Source organism: Butyricimonas sp. (assembly GCF_019423355.1).
Lineage (GTDB): Bacteria > Bacteroidota > Bacteroidia > Bacteroidales > Marinifilaceae > Butyricimonas > Butyricimonas faecihominis.
The window spans coordinates 13344-35312 of sequence record NZ_JAHZBP010000011.1 but is presented as its reverse complement, the minus strand read 5'-3'; the positions used below and the strand labels follow the sequence as shown (position 1 = coordinate 35312).

Sequence of the window (21969 nt, the reverse complement as noted above, 5' to 3'; positions counted from 1 at the left end):
AAAGTAGAAAAATAAGAAAACCAATATAAGGTGCTAAAGATGAAGAAGCTCCACCTGTTTATGCTTAAAAGCTTTGTCGGTCCTTTCGTGGCCACTTTTTTTATCAGTATGTTCGTCTTGATCATGCAGTTTTTGTGGCGATATATTGATGATCTGGTGGGAAAAGGACTGGAAGGCCATGTTATTTCAGAATTACTTTTTTACGTGTCTTTGACACTGGTGCCGATGGGATTGCCGTTGGCAGTGTTGTTGGCTTCCATCATGACATTCGGTAGTCTGGGGGAGAATTACGAGTTAACGGCGTTGAAAGCGGCGGGTATTTCCCTGTACCGGATTATGAAACCGTTGATCGTGCTGATCGTTATTTTCACGATTGCGGCCTTCTTTTTTTCCAATAATGTTCTTCCTTACGCTAACTTGAAGGCGAGTAGCTTATTGTACGATATAAAACGACAGAAACCGGAATTATCCTTGAAGGAGGGAGTATTTATCAATGATATAGAGGGGTATAGTATCAAGGTGGATAAGATTGACAAGAAGTCGGGTATGATGTACAATATGTTGATTTACAATCACACGGATCGGAGGGGTAATTACGAGATGACGATCGCGGATTCCGGTATCATGGAGGCAGACCCGACAGGGCGGTTCATGGAGGTGGAGTTGTATCACGGTTACACGTACACGGACGAGGGGTTGAAGTCGAATAATAATAAAACCTATCCTTTCCGGCGCGTGCAGTTTGACAAACAGTATTTTATTATCCCGTTGGGTGATAAGGATTTGCAGCGTACGGATGAAGACTTGTTCAAGAATAGCTACGGGATGTTGAATATAGCCCAGCTGGATAGTACGGTTTCGGCCCTGTCCCTACGATTGGATGGCCGGAAACAAAGAAAAGCGCACGATATGCTCCGGGAGAATTACGTGAAGAAGCAGGAGAGAAACCCCAAGCGGGATAGCGTGATTCGTGAAGAGACGAGAGGGGTTGTCAGGAATCTGGATAGTCTTTACCGGACTTTTGACGTGGAGGAACGGAAAAACACGATTGACCAAGCCGTGCAGCTTGCCCGGGGGGCTCAAACGAGTCACATGAATGATTTATCTATCAATAAACGGGACGAAGAGGCCGTTCGTAAATATAATATCGAATGGCACAGAAAGTTTACTTTGTCATTTGCTTGTTTTATTTTCTTCTTTATCGGGGCCCCGTTGGGGGGGATCATCCGTAAGGGAGGATTGGGAGCGCCAGTAGTTGTTTCGATTTTCCTGTTTATCGTGTATTATATTATCTGGATGATGGGGGAACGAGCGGCCCGGGAAGGGGTGCTGGAACCTTGGCAAGGAATGTGGATTTCTTCCGTGATTCTGTTGCCGTTGGGGGCTGTCTTGACTTACACGGCCATGACGGATTCGGCTGTCATGAGTAGTGAATCGTATACTAATTTCATCAAGAAGATCATCGGTTTCTTTAAAAAGAAAGATAAAAATGCGTGAATTGAGAATCGTGTACATGGGAACACCGGATTTTGCGGTGTATCCGTTACAGAAGTTGCTGGAGGCCGGACACAAGGTCGTGGCTGTCGTGACCAATCCGGATAAACCGGCGGGGAGGGGACAAAAGATTCAAGAGTCTCCTGTGAAGAAGTTTGCCATGGAGAAGAGGATTCCCGTGTTGCAGCCGGAGCGTTTCCGGGATGAACGGTTTTTGGAGGAGTTGAGGGCTTTTCAAGCGGATTTGCAGCTCGTGGTGGCATTCAAGATGTTGCCGGAGGTGGTTTGGAATATGCCCCCGTTGGGAACGGTAAATTTACACGCATCACTGTTGCCGGATTACCGGGGTGCAGCCCCGATCAACTGGGCGGTGATGAACGGGGAGACTTGTAGCGGGGTGACGACTTTTCTTTTGAAACACGAGATTGATACCGGGAATTTGATTTTCCAAGAACGGGTGGAGATCGGGCCGAACATGACGGCCGGAGAGTTGCACGATCAATTGATGTACACGGGTGCCGATTTGCTGGTGAAAACGGTGGAGGCTATGACTGTCGGTGATTACCCGTTACAGGATCAGGTCGGGTTGCTGGCCGGGCGTGAACCGAAACACGCACCTAAATTATTCAAGGAGGATATGAAGGTGGATTGGTCACTAGGGGTGGACGCTATTTTTAATCATATACGAGGACTTTCACCTTTTCCGACGGCGTGGACCGAGTTCCGAAACAAGAAGAACGGGGAAATTGTGTCGTTGAAGATTTTCGAGACGGAGCGAATCGTGAAAGATCATGGGAAAGAAGTGGGTCTGTCAACGGATAATAAAACTTACTTGGACGTGTTGGTAAAGGGGGGAGTCATTCGGATAAAAGAGTTGCAGTTGTCCGGGAAAAAGCGGATGAAGACGGAAGAGTTCCTGCGGGGATTTCATATAGAGGATTACTCTTTGTAATCAATTTACTATGCGTGTCGGGCGAGAAACTATGCGAAGGCCGATTCTTAGGTTAGGGATCGGGGGGAGTGTGTTACTCGTTTTGGTGATTGGGTGGTGGTATTTTCTACCAACCCCGTTGTTTATGGTGCCTTATTCTACCGTGATTTTGGATAAGGAGGGAGAGATTATGGGTATGACGGTGGCGAGTGATGGGCAGTACCGGGTGTCGGGCAGGGGGCGCCTTTCCATGAAGTACATGGCTGCTTTGATGTGTTTCGAGGATAAGCGATTTTTGACTCACTCCGGGGTGGACCCGCTAGCGGTGGGACGGGCGTTGTGGTTGAACGTGCGGAGTGGTTCGGTGGTGAGTGGCGGGAGTACGTTGACGATGCAGGTGATTCGGCTGTCACGTGACAACCCGCCCCGGACGATTCCGGAGAAGATATTGGAAATGTTGCTGGCGATTCGTCTGGAACAGAGTTACACGAAATGGGAGATTCTGAATATGTACGTGGACCACGCCCCTTTTGGTGGGAATATCGTGGGAATACAGGCGGCTTCGTTGAAATATTTTAATCGTCAGCCGGATGAACTGAGCTGGGCCGAGGCGGCATTGCTTGCCGTGTTGCCGAATGCCCCGGCTTTGATGTACCCGGGAAAGAATATGCCCGGTTTGAAAGGAAAGCGGGATGCTCTGTTGCGTGAACTTTATGAACAGGGATATTTTGAGCAAGGGGATCTGGAAATGGCGATGGCGGAACCTTTACCGGAACAGGTGTATAGTCCGGAGTGTGTCGCACCTCATTTGCTGGCAAGAGCTTACGGGCAGCGTCGGGGGAAGATCAGCCAGACGTTTATTGATTCCCGATTACAGGAACAGGTGAACGGGATTGTGAGGCGGCATATTGACGTGTTGAAACACAATCATATCTATAATGCAGCCGTGTTGGTTGCACATATCCCGACCGGACAGGTACGGGCTTACGTGGGAAACGGGCCTAAGGTGCGTGATGACGGGGGAAATCAAGTGGATATTATCACGTCGAACCGTAGTTCGGGGAGTATTTTGAAACCGGCGTTGTACGCGCTGATGCAGCAATCCGGGTATATCTTGCCGGGGACGATCGTGTCGGACGTTCCGTCCCGTTTCGGGGGATATGTTCCCTCGAATTTTAACAAGGATTTCCAAGGGATTGTCCCTGCCGACAGGGCGTTGTCAATGTCTTTGAATATTCCTTTCGTGCGTTTGTTGCGGGAGTATGGGGTGGAGCATTTCTATGATGATTTGAAAAAGATGGGGATTACGACGTTAAATCGGAAGGCGGAGAATTACGGGTTAAGCTTGATTTTGGGAGGAGCCGAGTGTAAGTTGTGGGATTTGTGTAATATGTACGGGGGGATGGCTTCCATTTTGAGGCACTATAACGAGTGTGACGGGACGAGTTTTAACCACGAGTTTCGACGTTTACGACTTTGGGAAGGTGAACAGGTGGATAGTGTCGAGGTGCAGAATAACGTGGTCAATGCCGCGGCGGTATGGCTTACACTCAAGGCTTTGCAAGATGTGGAACGACCGGATTTGGAGTCAGGATGGAAGAATTTTGCCTCTTCGATGAATCTTTCTTGGAAGACGGGAACGAGTTTCGGTTTCCGGGATGCTTGGGCGGTGGGGGTGAATCCGGAGTACGTGATTGGCGTGTGGGTTGGTAATGCGGATGGTGAGGGACGTCCCGGGCTGATCGGGGTACGGGCTGCAGCACCGATTTTGTTTGAGGTGGCCTCTTTGGTGAGGACGGATGCCCGTTTTTATATGCCGAAGGAGGAGTTGTCCGCGGTTGCCGTTTGTCGTAAGAGTGGGTATCGGGCATCTTCAATATGCCCGGAAATAGATACTGTTTATGTTGCCCGGGCCGGGGAGAAAACAGAGGTTTGTCCTTACCATCGATTGGTGAATCTTGATCGGGCGGGTAAATTTCGGGTGGATTCGGAATGTGAGTCCGTGTCACGCATGAGGATTGAACCTTGGTTCGTGCTGTCTCCCGTGCAGGAGTGGTATTATGCCCGCACACATTCGGATTACAAGAAATTACCACCTTATCGTGCCGATTGCCAGCGGGGGCAGGATGATGTGATGGAGATGATTTACCCGCAACGGGGATTGCGGGTGTTTATACCCAAAGATTTAGGGGGAGTGGTACGTGGTGTCGTGTTTGAAATGGCTCATCGGGAGCCTTCCACGTTGGTGTACTGGCATATTGACGATCAATTTCTGGGAACAACCCGTTATCATCACCAATTAGAGGTGAACGTGGCCCCCGGACGACATACGCTTTATCTCGTGGATGCAAAGGGGAATTCGCTACGGCAGAGTTTTGTTGTCGTGGATGGGGAAAAGGATTATAAATGAATTAATGTTTGTCGGGTTTTAGAAAATCATTTTTGCTGATCTTGGTGCGATGTTTTTCTTTGTCACCGGATTTTACGACAATAGTTACCGAATCTTTCCATTGCTGAAGGTTTACAAGTGATGAAATATCACATGATACGGTTCCGTAGTCGGTCTGAGTTTTTGACCAATCATCGGGAATATTCGGATTGTAGTAAAGTTGTAATTTCAGTGAATCTTGGGTTTGTTCTTGAGGGTCATATACTAAATTGATTTTACCTTGAATTTTCTCTCCGGTTACCGAGTTTACCGTGGAGAAACCTGCATGTAGATCGAAATAACCATGATACCCATAGCCTACACCGAGGAATGATGGTAATTGACAATTCTCGGCTATGTTTGTATCATTGGCCTCCTCTTTGCTAATCGGGTGAATTATCTCGTATTTTGACCACGTGACGACATGGGCATTGTTGATAAACTTTTCACCGTTTGCGGAGGTTTCCCAGTCTTCCTCGTTATAATAAAAGCCGAAATAGCCTCTTTCCGTATCAGCAAGGTTCTTGTTGTAAGAGGTCACTAATCCCCCGCCATCCAGATAGCAATGGAAACCGTTTGTCGTGTCCCCGATAATCGTGGCAACACACATGAAACCTCTTGAGCCGTCATCTTTGTTGTCATTGCAACTAGAGCCTATTACTAGACATATCAATAGGGTAATGGTAGTCAACAAATTTGTATTCATAGATATTGATCGTATGATTTATTACTGTAAATATAATAAAAATGCACTCTTACAGTGCATTTTTATCTGAATTTTGCACTATGAGAGTGCATTTTTTCAATGAATACTTTTGAATACTCCTATTATTTCCTGTTCACGTCTCTGGAACTAGCTTGAGCGGTAGGCATAATCTGAATATCGTTCAAACAGATGTGAGCCGGACGGGTCACGGCAAACACGATCGTGTCGGCGATGTCTTCTCCCGTGAGGGGGGTAACACCCTTGTACACGTTGTCTGCGGTTTGTTGGTCACCTTTGTAGCGCACTACGGAGAATTCGGTTTCAACCATTCCCGGAGCGATGTTGGTTACCTTGATGTTGTGTTTCAACATATCAATGCGCATGGCTTTGGAAAGGGCGTCCACGGCGTGTTTGGTGGCACAATACACGTTCCCGCCGGGGTAAACTTCCTTACCTGCCACGGAGGCGATGTTGACGATATGTCCTTTTTCATTTTTGATCATCAAGGGGGCTACTTCGTGGGTGATGTAAAGAAGGCCTTTCACGTTGGTGTCGATCATGCGTTCCCAATCATCCAAAATCCCATCTTGGATAGGAGAAGTTCCCACGGCAAGGCCTGCATTGTTGACTAAAATATCTATATTTTGCCATTCTGCCGGTAGGTTGCTGATTGCGTTGTGAACTTCTTGTTGGTTACGAACATCGAATTGAAGAGCCAGTACTTGAATGCCTTTTGCCTTTAATTCGTCTTCCAGTGCGGTCAGACGATCGCCCCGGCGTCCGGTGATAATGAGGTTATACCCGATTTCGGCCAATTTGGTCGCTGTTGCCTTTCCGATACCGGAAGTAGCTCCTGTGATTAACGCTATCTTGTTCATAGTAATTATTGTTTAAATCTGTTGTGCGAAGGTATGATTTTTTTCTTATTTTCGCACGAAATAATAGTTGCAAGTTACAGGTTACAAGTTGCAGGTTAATTACCGAACAAATAATTTTGAACTTGTAACTTGTAACCTGTAACGTGGCGAAGCCACCATATTTATGTATAAAGAAATAGAATTGAGGATTACGCCGGAAGAGGCACATGATCGGGAGATTGTCAATGAACTGTTGGCAAGGATGTTGCACGTGGGGCAGGAGAGGATCGTGCATGTGGAAATTTTGCGAAAATCAATAGATGCCCGTCAACGCAGGGTTGTTATTCAACTGAAAGTTGGTGTTCATCTGGATCGGGTGGAACAGAAGGAACGGGTATTTACTCCCCAATACCGGGATGTTTCGTCTGCCGGGACGGTTGTCGTGGTGGGTGCCGGGCCGGCCGGATTGTTCGCGGCTTTACGCTTGATCGAGTTGGGGAAAAGACCGATTGTTTTGGAGAGAGGGAAATGCGTGGAAGAGCGGAAACAAGATCTGAATCGTTTGTACAAAACCGGGGTAGCGAATGAAGATTCGAATTACGGTTTCGGGGAAGGAGGCGCCGGGACGTTCTCGGATGGTAAATTGTTTACTCGCTCGAAGAAACGGGGGAACGTAGATCGTATTTTGGAAATCTTGGTTTATCACGGGGCGAATTCTAATATATTGATTGATGCTCACCCGCATATTGGTACGGATAAATTACCCCAAGTGATTGTGAATATGCGCAAAACCATCGAGAAGTATGGTGGCGAAGTACGTTTTAATAGTCGGGTGAGGGATATTATTATAGAGCAGAATCGAGTGAAAGGAGTGGTGACGGGTGATCAGGAGATTCGAGCAGAACACGTTATTCTTGCCACAGGGCATTCGGCCCGTGACGTGTACCGGATGTTACAGGCACGGTCCGTGTTGATGCTGCCGAAGGATTTTGCCGTGGGTCTTCGACTGGAACATCCGCAAGAGTTAATTGACCAGATTCAGTACCATAACCCGCAAGGGCGGGGAGATTTTCTACCTGCGGCCGAGTATAGTTTCGTGACGAATGTGGATGGACGAGGGGTATACTCATTTTGTATGTGTCCCGGAGGGGTGGTCGTTCCGGCTTGCACGGGACCGGAACAACAAGTGGTGAACGGTATGTCTGCATCCGGTAGAAACACGGCATGGGCAAATTCGGCCATGGTAACCTCGATTGGGGAGAGTGAATTGACTGGAATGAGATACAAGGGGTTATTTGCCGGGTTGGAATTTCAAGAGGATTTGGAGCGGGCATCTTGGGAACAGGGAGGGAAGAACTTGTATGCTCCGGCTCAACGATTAACTCATTTTCTGAGAGGACATTTAAGTGAAAATTTACCAAAAAGTTCTTATAAACCGGGAGTACAGTCAACCTCTTTTCGGGAATGGTTACCCGAAGTCATTTACCAGCGTCTTTGTGCCGGATTGGAGCAGTTTGGGAAAAAGGCCCGGGGGTTTATCACGAAGGATGCCCTTCTGTTGGGTGTGGAGAGTCGTACTTCTTCTCCATTGAGGATTCCGAGAGAAACAGAAAAGATGATGCATCCGGAAATTGTCGGGCTGTATCCTTGTGGAGAAGGAGCCGGATATGCCGGGGGAATTGTCTCGGCTGCGATGGATGGAGAAGGCTGTGCAGAGGCTATTTGTTAAGAAACAAGAAGGGGAGGGACTGGTTATAACCGAATGTGTTAAAGTGACTTCGTTTTTTTGGTAAAAAATTTGCATTCATCAATAAAATATCTACATTTGCGAATGTATAAAGAATTTATTAGTTCTAATCCTAAAACTGTCTATTATGAATAAAGCTCAATTAATTGACGCAATTGCTGAAAAAGCTGGATTATCAAAAGCTGATTCTAAGAAAGCATTAGAGGCTTTTGTAGCTACGATCGGAGAATCTTTGAAAAAAGATGAAAAAGTAGCATTGGTTGGTTTCGGATCTTTCTCTGTATCTGAAAGAAGTGCAAGAGCAGGTAGAAATCCGCAAACCGGGAAAACAATCCAAATTCCGGCTAAGAAGGTGGTGAGATTTAAAGCTGGTGCTGAGTTAGAAGGCCAACTATAATTACCATTTAAGAGATTTAAAGGGGGGTGTTTTGAGACACCCTTTTTTTGTTCATCATCAAATTGATTTGGTGATGAACAAGTTGCAAGTACAGGTTTCCCGGTTGCAAGTTGTGAATACCGGAGCGAAATGAACTTGTAACCTGCAACTTGTGAACTTGTAACTTTTAACGTGACGAAGTCACCTTAAAATAGCATTATGCATACTGTAAGAGAGCAGGTTGAGTATCTGAGTGAGTTTGTGACGGATTACAAAAATGATTTGTTTCGTCGGTTAATCGCGGAACGAACGAGTTATGTCACAATGGTACTTGAGGATTTTTACCAGCAACATAATTGTAGTGCCGTGTTGCGTTCGTGCGATTGTTTCGGGATTCAGAACGTTCATGTGATTGAAAATATGAATTCTTTCACGGATAATTCCGAGATTTCTATGGGAGCTGCCGACTGGTTGACCGTTCATCGGCATCGGAAGAGAGAGAATAACACGGTGGAGACGATCGAGATGTTGAAATCACAGGGGTACCGGATCGTGGCGACAACTCCGCATGAACGAGATACTTTTATTGATGACATTGACCTTTACAAGGGGAAGATGGCTTTTTTCTTGGGAACGGAGCTGACGGGATTGTCGAATGACGTGTTGTCGAGGGCCGACGAGTTTGTGAAAGTACCCATGTATGGTTTTACGGAGAGTTATAACGTGAGCGTGTGTGCCGCTTTACTGATGTATAGCGTGGTACAGCGTTTGCGGCAAACAGATATAGACTGGCATTTACCGGAGGAGGAACGTTACGAAGTGTTATTTGCTTGGTACAAGCGTTCGATCAAGGCTTCGGCTCAGATATTGGAAAGGTTTAATCATAACGAGTGAGAGATGTATTATTTGAAATGTAAACATTGTAATCACCTGAACGAGGTGAAGTCCGAGTACTTGGTGGTATGTGGTTTGTGTAACCGGAAACTGGAGGATAATTATAAGGATTGGAAAGTGAAACACCCGGAGAAGTCATTCGAGGATTTCCAGCGAGAGGTTTGTTTGACGGAAGAACAAGTGAAGAAGGGAAATATGATGAAACCGACTGGGAAGAAAGGGAATAAGAAAGGTTTGATTGCCGGGTGCATCGGGGGAGTACTGGTCATATTGATGGTAGCGCTTGTTATAAACGGGATGAAGGATAGTTATGACGAGTTGTATGGAGATGATGATACCCCGGTGTTGGAGCAGCAATGGTACACGGGAACATACGCGGGAGGGGTGTCCCTTGCCACGCCCAAGGCGATGAAATCCGTGGGGAACGTGATGAATAAGTTGCCCGAAGAAGTGCGTCCTTTGATTAAAGAGATGCAAACTTTTAGTTATAAAGGGAACGGTTTGGAGTTTATGTATTTATATACCGAGTACACGCCTGAAGTCGGACAGGTTGATTTGGAGGGGGCTGTAAACGGGGGATTGAATCAGTTGAAGAGTCAGCCGGGAGTGTTCGATCTGAAAAATGATATTGCTTACGTGGAGGAGGGTGATTTGAGTGGGGTCGTTATGCAGGGAACATACGTGCAAAGAGGGACGGAATATGAATTTAAAATTACTTTATACACGACCGGATTGAAACTTTATCAATTTATTTCGAGTAATAAGAAGGGAGATGACACGGCCAGAGGTGTTGTGCGTCGAATATATGATTCGTTGAAAATCAGCGGACATGGAACATCAGAAACAGGAGGTGCAGAATGAAAGAACAAGTGTATTTATTGGAACAGTTTGACGATATAAAGATATTACGTTACGATGTCCCCGCTTTTGAGGGGTTGTCCTTGCGGGAAAAGTTATTTGTTTATTACTTGAGCCGGGCGGCTTTGGCCGGAAGAGATATTCTCTGGGATCAGAATAATAAATACAATCTTCGGGTCCGGGAGGCGTTGGAAAGTATTCTTCGGGCATATCAAGGAAACCGGGAGACGGAAGAGTTTCAGGCTTTTTTGGTGTATGCTAAAAAAGTGTTTTTTGCTAACGGGGTACATCATCATTACTCGATGGAAAAGTTTACCCCTTCCTTTACTCCCGAATATTTTGAATCACTTCTTCGGGAAGTGGGAGCGGAACAGTTGTACGGGGAAGTGGAACGTGTTATTTTTGATCCGAAATATATGGCGAAGCGGGTGGTACTGGACGAGGGGAAGGATTTGGTGCAGGCGTCTGCTAATCATTATTACGAGGGGGTGACACAAGAAGAGGTGGAGAAATTCTACGGGGAGAAGAAAAAAGAGGATGCGTTGCTTTCTTGGGGATTAAATTCTACGTTGGTGTGTGACGAAAAAGGCCAGTTGCAAGAACAGGTGTGGTTTGCCGGGGGAAAATACGGGAAAGAAATTCGTCGTATTGTGGAATATTTGAAAAAGGCCGCGGAATATGCTTGTAACACACATCAGAAAGAGGTGATCGAGTTATTGATCCAGTATTACGAGACGGGTGATTTATCCTTGTTTGACCGCTACTCTATTGAATGGGTGAAGGAGGTGGCAGCCCCGATAGATTTTATCAACGGTTTTATTGAAGTGTATGGAGATCCGTTAGCATACAAGGCCAGTTGGGAATCCGTGGTTCAGATTATGGACGAAGAGGCCTGCAAGCGTACACGTAAATTGGCGGATAATGCTATGTGGTTTGAACGGAATGCTCCGATTGATGAGCGTTTCAAGAAGAGTGAGGTGGTGGGTATTACGGCGAGAGTGGTACAGGCTGCCATGCTGGGAGGGGATTGCCATCCGGCAACTCCGATCGGGATTAATTTGCCGAATGCCGAATGGATCCGGGAGCGTTATGGCAGTAAGTCGGTAACACTGGATAATATCACGTACGCATACGACCGGGCTTCACTGAATTCCGGGGTACTGGATGAGTTTGCCTATTCGGACGAGGAAAAGGAACTGGTGAGAACGTACGGGTATATCGGGGGAAACGTGCATACCGATTTGCATGAATGTCTGGGACACGGTTCCGGAAAGATGCTACCGGGCGTGGGACAGGAGGCGTTGAAAAATTATTATTCCACGATAGAAGAGGCTCGTGCGGACTTGTTCGCGTTGTATTACGTGATGGACCCGAAACTGGTGGAGTTGGGGGTAATTCCCTCGTTGGAGGTGGCAAAGAGCGAGTATTGTAATTATATCCGCAACGGTTTGATGGTTCAGTTGACCCGGGTGAAGTTGGGAAATAATTTGGAAGAGTCACATATGCGTAATCGCCAGTTGATTGCCTCTTGGGTTTACGAAAAAGGCAAAGCGGATAACGTGATCGAGCGGGTAAGTCGGGATGGAAAGACGTATTTCACGATCCGGGATTGCGAGGCTTTGCGGAAACTGTTCGGGAGGTTATTGGCCGAGGTGCAACGGGTGAAGTCGGAAGGTGATTTCGAGGGAGCTAGGAATTTGATCGAGAATTATGGGGTACGGATTGATCCCGTGTTGCATCAGGAAGTGCTGGAACGTTATCAAAAACTGAACGTGGCTCCATATGCCGGGTTTGTTAATCCGAAATATAGATTGGTGGAGGAAGAGGGAAAAGTGGTTGATGTGAAAATAGAATACCCGACAGATTTTCTGGCACAGATGCTGGAATACGGGGATAATAAATAATAATGATGTTTATGTTGCAAATGACACTGGCCGCGATAACCCTGCCGTTGACGGACCCGGTTTTGAAGTTCCTGTTGATTTTGGTAATTATCTTGGCGGCTCCTTTATTGTTGAATAAGTTGAGGATTCCCCATTTGTTGGGATTGATTATTGCCGGGGCAATTATCGGGCCGAATGGTTTTAACTTGGTGTTGCGGGATAGTAGTATTATTCTTTCGGGAACAGCCGGGCTTTTGTATATCATGTTCTTGGCGGGGCTGGAGATTGATCTGGGGGATTTTAAAAAGAATAAATGGAAGAGTTTGACCTTCGGGATGTACACGTTTTTGGTGCCAATGGCCTTGGGAACGCTTGTCGGGCTTTACGTGTTGAATTTCTCCATGTTGACTTCTATATTGCTGGCGAGTATGTTTGCCTCCCACACGTTGATTGCTTACCCGATTATCAGTAAACTGGGGATCACGAAGGATAAGGCTGTGGGAATTACCGTGGGAGGGACGATGATCACGGATACTTTGGCGCTGTTGGTGTTGACGGTGATCGTGGAGATGGCCGTGGGGGATGTGGACGATTGGTTTTGGTACAGGCTGGGGGCGGCAATTATCCTCTTTTTTGCTTTCGTGATGATCGTGTTCCCGATCGTGGGACGTTGGTTTTTCAAACGGTGTGAGGATAACGTGTCACAATATATATTCGTGCTGGTCATGGTTTTCTTGGGGGCTTACTTGGCGGAATTGGCCGGACTGGAGTCTATTATCGGGGCTTTCCTCGCTGGGATGGCGTTGAACCGTCTGATTCCTTCGACTTCTCCTTTGATGAACCGGGTGGAGTTCGTGGGGAACGCGATCTTTATTCCTTTCTTCTTGATAGGGGTGGGAATGTTGATCGACTACCGGGCGTTCTTTACCAACTGGGACACGATTAAAGTAGGGGCGGTGATGATCGTGGTGGCCACCGTGGCTAAATTCGTGGCGGCTTGGCTCACGCAGAAGACGTTCCGTATGTCCGTAGATCAGTGGCGGGTGATTTTCGGATTGAGTAATGCACAGGCAGCGGCAACTTTGGCAGCCGTGATGGTGGGGTATAACGTGATTCTAGGAGAGACCCCGGCGGGAGAACCGATTCGTCTGTTGAACGAGAGCGTGTTGAACGGTACGATTTTGATGATTCTGGTCACTTGCACGATGGCATCTTTCTCCGCGCAGAAAGGGGCGCATAATATTGCGATGAATGACGTGTCGGAAGAGAAAGAGGGAACTGGGGAACATCAGGAACGCATCCTGATTCCGGTGTCCTACGAGAAGAACGTGACCGAGCTGGTGAATTTGAGTACGGCAATCAAGTCGAAGAAGAATAAGAACGGGCTTTTTGCCTTGAATGTGATTAATAATCAGTCATCGGACGATAAAGCCTTCAAGCAATCCAAGAAGGTGCTGAATATGGCCGTCACGACGGCCTCGGCCACGGATAACATGTTACAGGATTTGTTGCGGTACGATCTGAACGTGGCGAATGCTATTATCAGCGTGATTAAAGAGCAGGGTATTACGGATTTGGTTTTGGGATTACATCAGGGAAAAGGTGTCGTGTCCTCCTTCTTGGGGAATATGACCGAGGCGATTCTGGGGCAGAGTAACGTGACTACATTAATTTATCGCCCCATACAACCTATTGCCACGGTGAAACGTCATCTGGTAGTGGTTCCGGCCCGGGCGGAAAAAGAGGTCGGATTCCCGATGTGGGTGAATAAGGTATGGAATATTATCCACAATTCGGGTGCGAAGGCCGTGTTCTACGCGTCAGAAGACACGATGGTGTACTTGAAGGAGATGTATAAAAAAAGGCCGATCGAGGCAGAATTTTCGTCCTTTGATGATTGGGATGATTTCTTGATCATGTCCCGGGAAATAAAGAGTGACGATACGTTGTGGGTGGTGATGAGTCGTCGGGAACGGCTGTCCTATCATGCCAATATGAGTAGGATTCCCAATTATTTGAACAAGTATTTCCAATCCAATAGTTTCGTGTTGGTTTACCCGATACAGGCGGGAGAGACGAATAATCGGTATTTGGTATAGTTGAAAAGTAAAATTTAACACGCTGTCCACTCCCCAATTATAGGGAGTGGACAGCGTGTTTTTACCCGATTTTGAGGATGTGGGTTTTCAGGATGTATTTGTAATTTTGAAAGCTTGAAATATCATAAATAATTCTATAAACTAATGAATAAACTTGGTGTTGAATCAATTATTTCCAATATTTGCGGTAAAAATAAGGATATGAATTCACATCTATTTTCCGCGGATATGAAACTGGCAGACGTCATTCATGCCGATTATTCACTGTTGTTACTGTTACATCGGTTTGGAATAAATCTGGGATTCGGGGATAAAACAGTCCGGGAATGTTGCGAGGCGAATCATGTTTCGTGTACGTTATTCCTGATGATTTGTAACGTGTACAGCAACGAGCAATACTTGCCGACGGAGAAAGAGATCGAGGGAATAGGGGGGAACGTGGACCAGTTGATTGCTTACTTGAAAAATTCTCATTCTTATTACTTGGAAAACCGGATGCTTTCCATACAAGAACAGTTAAAGGAAATTTCCGAAGGGTGCGAACAGCAACATCAGCAAATATTGAATCTTTTTTTCAATGAATACAAGAATGAGGTGATTCGTCATTTTGATTACGAGGAAGTGACGGTCTTCCCTTATATCTCCAATATGGTGAAAGGCGCTCGTCCGGGAGATTACGAGATCGGGGTGTTCCGGGAGAATCATAGTAATATTGATGATAAACTGAATGACTTGAAGAATATCATCATGAAATATTTGCCGGGAGATACTTTATCGGATATGCGGATCCGGGTGTTATTCGGGATCTTTGCCTTGGAAGAGGATTTGAGTAAACATTCTTTGATTGAGGATAAAATACTTGTTCCTTTAGTAATGAAATTAGAGCAACGGTATGCAAAACAATAATAAAAGTTACAAGATTGTTATTATTGAGCCGTCCATGATTATTTCAACCGGACTGAGGAAGTTGATCGAAATGAGGAATGAGTTTGAGGTGGTAGCGGTTATTGCCGATTGTTTTCATTGCTTGGAAAGGATCAATCACTTGAATCCGGATATTATCATCATTAACCCCTCGGCCGTGGAGCTGAAGAAACGGCAGCATCTAGAAGAGTTGTTTGAAGGGGTGAAGGACACGGCTTTCGTGGCGCTAGTTTACCAGTATATCGATCCTGAGATTCTGAAACAATATCACACGACGATTGATATTGCCGATGATGGTGATAAGATTGCCCAGAAGTTATTACATTCAATCGACGCGTTAAGTGCCCCGGCTGATTTGCTTGATAAGAATGAACTCTCCGAACGGGAGAAAGAGATTTTGATTTCCCTCGCGAAAGGGAAGATTAACAAGGAGATCGCGGATTTGCATCATATATCGGTACACACCGTGATTACTCACCGGAAAAATATCATCCGGAAAACCGGGATAAAGTCTGTTTCCGGGCTTACTGTATATGCTATTTTGAACAATCTCATCGATATTAATGAGGTGGAGTGATATTTTGATTGAAATATCCCCATTATAAGGGATTGCGGGAAAGGGTGGAATTGTTGATCTTTGTAATGTTAATAATAATATGATTTTTTTCTTTTCAACGTAAGCCATTGAAAGAATTTTGCCAAAAAAGACTGTTTAGCTATAAAAGTTATTCAGTCTTTTTTTATTGGGGGAGTCCCCGTGCGTCCCCTTGGGATTTTGGGTGTATGAAAGCTGCATATCCGGGGTTGAAGGAATATTCTAGGCTTGCTAAATCTAAAATAATTTAAAATATGGTTATTAAATGATCATCAAATTCTTATCATATTGTTAGCCGCTCCCATTCCGCTCCCATTCCTCCCCTATTCCGCTCCTATAATAATAATGAAATATTGTAGAGTTATAGTATATGTTAACATTCGGATAGATGTATAATAGTAACTTGATCACGTAAATATAGCTCTATCCGGTAGAAACTTTACCCGACGATTGATTTTACGAGGATAAAACCTCGCTTTCCCCTGCGGTTTGCATGGGCGAGAGCGGATGGTCACCTTTGTTAGTTTTCCATCAATTTCGAGCCTTTATAAGCGATGGCGTACAAGATGAACGTGAGTAGAATCAATCCGGCGATAAACCATTGCCAACCGAAGTGGTCGAGAACGACCCCGGTGGCTGATCCCCAAACACTGGACCCCATGTAATAGAACAGGAGGTAGATGGAGATGGTGACCGAACGTTTTTGGAGGTTGTAGTCACTGACGATTCGGTTACAGATCACGTGTACCACGAAGAAATTGAACGTGAAAATGGCCAGTCCGAGCGTGACGATCCAGAAGTTGTTAATGTAAAGCAAAAGCAGTCCTGCCACGGAAAGGGCGATGATTGTTTTCAGTATTTTGAAGTGGTTGTACAATGCTGTTAATTTTGCCGTGGCGATAGAGCCGAATACCCCGAACAGGTACATGAAATAGATATAGTGAATCAAGTACGGGGAGAAGTTAAACGGTTCTTTTATCAGATAAAAACCGAGGTAGTTGTACAGGCTCACGAATATCCCTAACATGAGGGAGCCGATCAGATAGAAGGGGATCAGTTTCACGGAGACGATCAAGTGAAGGTTGGAAACGATCAATGATTTGAAATTTTCCCGTTTGGGCTTGAAATTGACAGAACGGGGACTGAATATCAGGAATGATATGGCAAATAAGGCACATAGTACACCTATGGAGACGGAGGCGATGCGCCACGAGAATTCACTACTGAGGTAAGAAGAAATTACTCGTCCACCCATTCCCCCCAAGGCGTTTCCGGCAATGTAGAGTCCGGTAATTTTTCCTTTATTCCGGGGTTGAACTTCTTCAGATATGTAAGCCAGTGACACGGAAGTGGCTCCCGATAGCAAGAATCCTTTCAGGGCGCTTAATGCAACCAACAAGAAGAAGGAGGGCGAATAAGAGCAGATCACCGAAAAGACGGCCGACGATAATAGCGCTGCGCTAATCAGTTTCTTCCTTGAAATCGAGTCTGCCACGAACATTGCCGTGAACAGTCCTACTACCATTCCCAGCGTGGAGAATGATATGGCCAGACTACTGTAGCTGGCTGATAATCCAAACTCTTGAGCCAGATCGGGCAAGAGAGGCTGGAAATAGTATAACTGGGCAAAACAAGAGAACCCGGACAAGAAGACACAAATGGAGATCTTGCGGTCCTTGGTCATATTCTCCGGTGTGATAATTACTTGACTTGTATTCATGACTTTTCTTTATCCGGTGCAAAAGTACGTATTCTATGAGCAGGTTATTCTTTCGCGGAGAAGTTTTTCATCGGAAACTTTCTTTTCTTTTTCTCGTTAGAATGAGTATCAGAAAATAAGATTGTTAAACAGATAAATTTGAGAAAGATTATGAGAGGAAGGATTTTAATGGTGACGCTATGGATGGCATCATTGTTTGTTTTTGCCGCTTGTCATGATGACGACGACGATGATGATAAGGGGTACACCCCCGGAAAGAGTGTCGTGGCCGCTTTTGAGGCGAAGTTCCCGAATGCAGTGGCCGTGAGCTGGGAGAAAAAAGGAGAGTATGAAAAGGCGGAATTTCATCAGAACGGGCAGGAAGTGGATGCTTGGTTTGATGCATCCGGAAAATGGATGATGACGGAGACGGACATTCTGTTTGCCAATCTCCCCGCGGAGGTGAAGACGGGTTTCAACGAGAGCATATATAGCGCTTGGCAAGTGGAAGATGCCGATGTGCTGGAACGGTTGAATATGCCCACGGTTTACCGCTTGGAGATCGAGAAGGGAAACGAGGAGATGTTGATTTATTTCAACGAGAAGGGGGAGCTGGTAAAGGAGGTAAATGAAGAGGCTTCCACGTTACCAACGGCGGTGAGTAGTTTCATTACCCAGCAGTACCCGAAGGCTTTGGTTATTACGGTTGACCGTTGGCAGGATGGTATGTTGGAAGTCGGTATTCTGGATGGCAGCTTGGTAAAAGAAGTTTTGTTTGACCGGAATAACGGTTGGATGAAGACTTCTTGGCCGGTGTTGAAGGCCGATGTACCTCAGGTGGTGCTTGATGTGTTGAAGGGCGAGGCGTATAACAGTTTTTCCATTGCCAGCGTGCAATACATAGAATACGCTTCCGGTAGTGACGTTTACCATTTTGTTTTGCAGAAAGAGCATTCGATGGATATAAGTGTAGAAATAGATCCTCAAGGGAATTTGGTTTTAGATTGATACTATATTTTATGGGAAGAGGGCTGTCCCAAAAGTCATTTTATTTCAAAAAACTCCTCCGTCACTTCGTGCCACCTCCTCTATAAACAGAGGAGGAGCTGGTGACTCTTCCCGAAGACAGGGAGTATTCCAGCTCTCCCTCTGTTTATAGAGGGAGTACCCCGCAGGGGGGAGGGAGTTTGAAAAATGACTTTTGGGGACAGCCCATTTTGTTTTATTTTAAAATTCAGGATAAAATCGTACATTATTGTAATATAATTGTTTATTTTGTGGAATCAATCTATGTGAATGAATCGATCAGAAGAAATATTGGCCGCATTGAAAAAAGGAGAAAAGAGCGCGTTTCAGGCTTTTTTCTCGGAGTATTATGAAGTGCTGGTATTGTTTGCCACGGGGATATTGAAAGACGTGGATGCTGCCGAGGACGTGGTGCAGGATTGTTTCGTGAATGTTTGGGAGAATCGCCATTTTGAAAAGCTGGCGGACGGGTTGGATCGTTATATGTTTCATCTGGTAAAGAATGCCGCATTAAATGATCTTCGAGGGACTCAACGTCGGGAGTTACGACATGAAAAGGTCATGGCGGAAATGACCTCTGAGAATGAAAACGGGGGAGAAGGTGAGCTACATGAAATGGAAATTCTGTATGCAGCTATAAATCAGCTGCCCCTTGAACGTCGTCGGGTTTTTATGATGATCTGTGCCGAAGGTATGAAGTATCAAGATGTTGCGGATACGTTGGGTGTCAGTATTAATACCGTGCGAACGCAAATGGGACGCTCTATGAAATTTCTTCGGGAAAAATTGAAAGATCAGGTGTTCTCTTCTTTGCTTTGTTTCTGGTTGAAGGTGAAGAAACAATTTAAAACAATTCGATAGGGTTTATTTTTAGAAAATCAGCATACGGAATCCCGCCTGTGCCTACGAGTAATACCTTTTCCGGATGAAATTTTTGGGCAAAAACGCTCATGCCGGTATTATCGGAATGTATGCCGCTTTTTACTTCTAGGGCTATCGTTTTATTTCCTTTTTCCATGATAAAGTCAACTTCTTCATTTCCTTCTCTCCAATAATAGAGATTGTACCGTTCGGATATAGAATAATTAATCAAATGGGCTCCCACGGAGGATTCCACTAAACGACCCCACTCTTTTGGATTTACACGTATCTCTTGAAATGTCGTGCCGTTTTGAGCTGTTAAAAGGGCGTTGTTGTGGACTTGGAATTTTGGAGAAGATGAACGTTTACGAATGACATCTCCGGCATATTTTTCTAATCCGCTTAAAAGTCCGCAATCAGAAAGTAATTTAAGATAGTTAGCTAACGTTGTTACATTACCGGCGTCTTGTAGTTGTCCTATAATTTTCGTGAACGATAAAATTTGTCCTGAATACAATGAACCCAATTCAAATAATTGTTTTAATAATGCCGGTTTGTCAACACGGGTGAGCATTAGAATATCTTTGGAGATACTTGTTTCAATAAGTGCATCATTGATGTAGTTTTTCCAGCGATTTTCTTCTTCAATTAAAGATGCTGATCCCGGATAGCCGCCGAAATATACGTATTGTTCAACGCCCCATCCGAAAGCAGCCTGCATTTCGAGATAAGACCAATGTCCTAGATACAAAGTTTCGAATCTTCCTGTTAATGATTCTGTGAGTCCTTTTTGTATCAGAAGTCGTGATGATCCTAGTAATATAACTTTAATGTTTGTTCGTTCTCGGGAATCTTGATCCCATTGTTGTTTGATTACTTCACTCCAATTGTTGATTTTTTGGATTTCATCAATGACTAATAAATATTCATTTGTTTTACTGACCTTCATTTGCAATCGGGCTGTTTCCCAAACCTGTAATAGCCAAGTTGAGTTGGTTGCGGATATCGCATCAGCTGATTCAAACGTGTAAGGTATATTTATTTGTGATAACAATTGTGTCATCATGGTAGTTTTACCTACTTGTCTGGGGCCTAATATAACTTGAATGAATTTTCTTGATTCATTAATTCTTTTCTTAATAGTCTGTAAATGAATTCTTTCAAACATAGGTAACTAATTTACTCAATATCTTGAGTAAAATTACTCAATATGTTGAGTAAATCAAATAATAGGATTGATATTTTTTTGAAAAAAATCACTTTTCCTGTCACATGATTTTGAATCTGCGGTGTTTTATGGGAAATATTGCAGATCATGGAAGATGAGATTTATGAAATTATAGCCAAAGTGGTTGCCGGGGAGACGCTATCGGACGAAGAGCGACAAGATTTGAAGGTTTGGAGGGAGGAACACGAGAGGGAGTATCAGTTGTTGGTCCGGTTGGAAGAACCCGTGCGATTTATTCGGGAACGAGGGGGAATTGTTCGGGAAGTCGCCTATAAACGGGTAGCAAGGCGGCTTGAACAGGGTAAACAAAGGAAAATTAGACGGTATGCGTATATTTCCGCGGTTGCGGGAGTGTTGCTGGTGATAGGAATTGCCTTGACGTGGTGGGGGGTACCGTTTGGGGAGCGAGAGGCGATGGTGCAACCATTCAGACCGGGAAGCGGGCAGGTGATGCTTACATTGAAACATGGGGAAGTGGTTCCGTTGAAAAGGGATGTGAAAGAAGTGATCGTGGCTGATACCACGTTGCGTGTGACTAACGAGGGTAATACTCTCGTGTATTCTGTGGTAGAAGGTGATGTGCAGGAAGATACTTACAACGTGTTGACGGTTCCGGTCGGTGGGGAATTTCGGGTTATTCTATCCGATGGAACAATGGTGTTTTTGAATTCCGGTTCGGAGTTACGTTACCCGGAAGCTTTTCGTGACGGGCAGAGGGAAGTCTTTTTAAAGGGAGAGGCTTGGTTTGAAGTGACGAAAGATAGCGTGCGTCCTTTTAGGGTACACGCGGGAGAAATGGACGTTCGGGTACTGGGAACCTCTTTTAACGTGAAAGCGTACGAACGGATGGAAGCGATAGCCACGACGCTCGTGACGGGAAGTGTTGAAATCACGTGTAATAATGAATCATTCCGGATTGTTCCGGGTGAGCAATTCGAATACCGTAAAGGGCCAAGATTGGCAAGTGTTAGTGAAGTCGATACCGAGTTATACACTTCGTGGAAAGACGGGTACTATAAATTTAGGCAAGCCTCGTTGGAAGAGATTATGACGACACTTTCCGTGTGGTATGGTTTGGAGGTCTTTTACCAGAATGAGGAGGCGAAACGGCTGGAGTTTACGGGAAAAGTGAAACGGTACGAGGATGTCGGGAATTTACTTCGAAAATTTGAACAGACGGAGAACGTGGTATTTAATCGAAAAGGAAATAACGTTATTATTCAGTTGAAATAAAAAGCTGTTCACGATGGGCGGGAACAGCTCTTAAAAGTAAAGCATGAGGGTTAGTCTGGTGGTACATGCAAACCCTGTATGCTATGTGTAACTTTCAAAGTATAAAAGTATGAAAAAAAATCGAATCGGC

18 protein-coding genes are annotated in these 21969 nt (G+C 45.2%); 14 read left to right on the top strand and 4 right to left on the bottom strand.

What is annotated here, in order from left to right; all coding sequences use genetic code 11:
- Positions 1–39: 39 nt before the first annotated feature.
- From QVC79_RS14390 to pbpC, 3 genes are read left to right on the top strand one after another with little or no spacing between them, the layout of a single operon-like run.
- The gene (locus tag QVC79_RS14390; protein WP_124316579.1) at positions 40–1497 is read left to right on the top strand and encodes an LptF/LptG family permease; all 1458 of its coding nucleotides are present in this window, start codon (positions 40–42) and stop codon (positions 1495–1497) included.
- On the top strand, positions 1484–2446 hold the full coding sequence (fmt, locus tag QVC79_RS14385) for a methionyl-tRNA formyltransferase (RefSeq protein WP_270593400.1): 963 nt from the start codon (positions 1484–1486) through the stop codon (positions 2444–2446). The genes QVC79_RS14390 and fmt overlap by 14 nt, the downstream gene beginning before the upstream one ends.
- 31 nt (positions 2447–2477) lie before the next feature.
- The gene (pbpC, locus tag QVC79_RS14380; protein ID WP_270593235.1) at positions 2478–4835 is read left to right on the top strand and encodes a penicillin-binding protein 1C; all 2358 of its coding nucleotides are present in this window, start codon (positions 2478–2480) and stop codon (positions 4833–4835) included.
- Between the two features lies 1 nt (position 4836).
- On the opposite strand, the gene QVC79_RS14375 is transcribed toward pbpC, so the two are convergent.
- Both QVC79_RS14375 and QVC79_RS14370 read right to left on the bottom strand, forming a co-directional pair.
- Positions 4837–5559, bottom strand: a complete 723-nt coding sequence (locus QVC79_RS14375) for a hypothetical protein (protein WP_270593236.1) — start codon at positions 5557–5559, stop codon at positions 4837–4839.
- Between the two features lie 122 nt (positions 5560–5681).
- The gene (locus tag QVC79_RS14370; protein ID WP_270593237.1) at positions 5682–6437 is read right to left on the bottom strand and encodes an SDR family NAD(P)-dependent oxidoreductase; all 756 of its coding nucleotides are present in this window, start codon (positions 6435–6437) and stop codon (positions 5682–5684) included.
- A 163-nt stretch (positions 6438–6600) separates the two neighbouring features.
- On the opposite strand from QVC79_RS14370, the gene QVC79_RS14365 reads away from it, so the two are divergent.
- The 8 genes from QVC79_RS14365 (at position 6601) to QVC79_RS14330 (ending at position 15774) form a co-directional block, all read left to right on the top strand.
- Positions 6601–8145, top strand: coding sequence for an NAD(P)/FAD-dependent oxidoreductase (locus QVC79_RS14365; protein WP_270593238.1), 1545 nt, complete (start codon positions 6601–6603; stop codon positions 8143–8145).
- 145 nt (positions 8146–8290) lie between these two features.
- Positions 8291–8560, top strand: coding sequence for an HU family DNA-binding protein (locus QVC79_RS14360; protein ID WP_087420520.1), 270 nt, complete (start codon positions 8291–8293; stop codon positions 8558–8560).
- A 198-nt stretch (positions 8561–8758) separates the two neighbouring features.
- A complete protein-coding gene (locus QVC79_RS14355; RefSeq protein ID WP_270593239.1) occupies positions 8759–9433 on the top strand; it encodes a TrmH family RNA methyltransferase in 675 nt (224 codons plus the stop codon).
- Between the two features lie 3 nt (positions 9434–9436).
- Complete coding sequence (locus tag QVC79_RS14350) at positions 9437–10294, top strand: hypothetical protein (RefSeq protein ID WP_270593240.1); 858 nt, start codon at positions 9437–9439, stop codon at positions 10292–10294.
- On the top strand, positions 10291–12195 hold the full coding sequence (locus QVC79_RS14345; RefSeq protein ID WP_270593241.1) for a dipeptidyl-peptidase 3 family protein: 1905 nt from the start codon (positions 10291–10293) through the stop codon (positions 12193–12195). The genes QVC79_RS14350 and QVC79_RS14345 overlap by 4 nt, the downstream gene beginning before the upstream one ends.
- A gap of 11 nt (positions 12196–12206) precedes the next feature.
- A complete protein-coding gene (locus QVC79_RS14340) occupies positions 12207–14273 on the top strand; it encodes a cation:proton antiporter domain-containing protein (protein WP_416336072.1) in 2067 nt (688 codons plus the stop codon).
- 201 nt (positions 14274–14474) lie between these two features.
- Positions 14475–15179 (top strand): hemerythrin domain-containing protein, encoded by a 705-nt coding sequence (locus QVC79_RS14335; RefSeq protein WP_270593243.1) that lies wholly within the window; start codon positions 14475–14477, stop codon positions 15177–15179.
- On the top strand, positions 15166–15774 hold the full coding sequence (locus QVC79_RS14330) for a response regulator transcription factor (RefSeq protein ID WP_087420514.1): 609 nt from the start codon (positions 15166–15168) through the stop codon (positions 15772–15774). The genes QVC79_RS14335 and QVC79_RS14330 overlap by 14 nt, the downstream gene beginning before the upstream one ends.
- 538 nt (positions 15775–16312) lie before the next feature.
- On the opposite strand, the gene QVC79_RS14325 is transcribed toward QVC79_RS14330, so the two are convergent.
- Entirely contained in the window at positions 16313–17512 is a 1200-nt protein-coding gene (locus tag QVC79_RS14325; protein ID WP_124317819.1) for an MFS transporter, read from the bottom strand.
- Between the two features lie 150 nt (positions 17513–17662).
- Here QVC79_RS14325 and QVC79_RS14320 point away from each other — a divergent pair, with 150 nt between their 5' ends.
- Both QVC79_RS14320 and QVC79_RS14315 read left to right on the top strand, forming a co-directional pair.
- Positions 17663–18499, top strand: a complete 837-nt coding sequence (locus tag QVC79_RS14320) for a PepSY-like domain-containing protein (RefSeq protein ID WP_270593244.1) — start codon at positions 17663–17665, stop codon at positions 18497–18499.
- Between the two features lie 288 nt (positions 18500–18787).
- On the top strand, positions 18788–19378 hold the full coding sequence (locus QVC79_RS14315; protein WP_270593245.1) for an RNA polymerase sigma-70 factor: 591 nt from the start codon (positions 18788–18790) through the stop codon (positions 19376–19378).
- Here the strand turns inward: QVC79_RS14315 and QVC79_RS14310 are convergent.
- Positions 19362–20546, bottom strand: a complete 1185-nt coding sequence (locus tag QVC79_RS14310) for an ATP-binding protein (protein ID WP_270593246.1) — start codon at positions 20544–20546, stop codon at positions 19362–19364. The two genes, QVC79_RS14315 and QVC79_RS14310, sit on opposite strands and share 17 nt — an antisense overlap.
- Before the next feature lie 147 nt (positions 20547–20693).
- Here QVC79_RS14310 and QVC79_RS14305 point away from each other — a divergent pair, with 147 nt between their 5' ends.
- Positions 20694–21839 carry a FecR family protein gene (locus tag QVC79_RS14305; protein WP_270593247.1) on the top strand — a complete coding sequence of 382 codons (1146 nt, stop codon included), beginning with the start codon at positions 20694–20696 and terminating at the stop codon, positions 21837–21839.
- Positions 21840–21969: the final 130 nt, after the last annotated feature.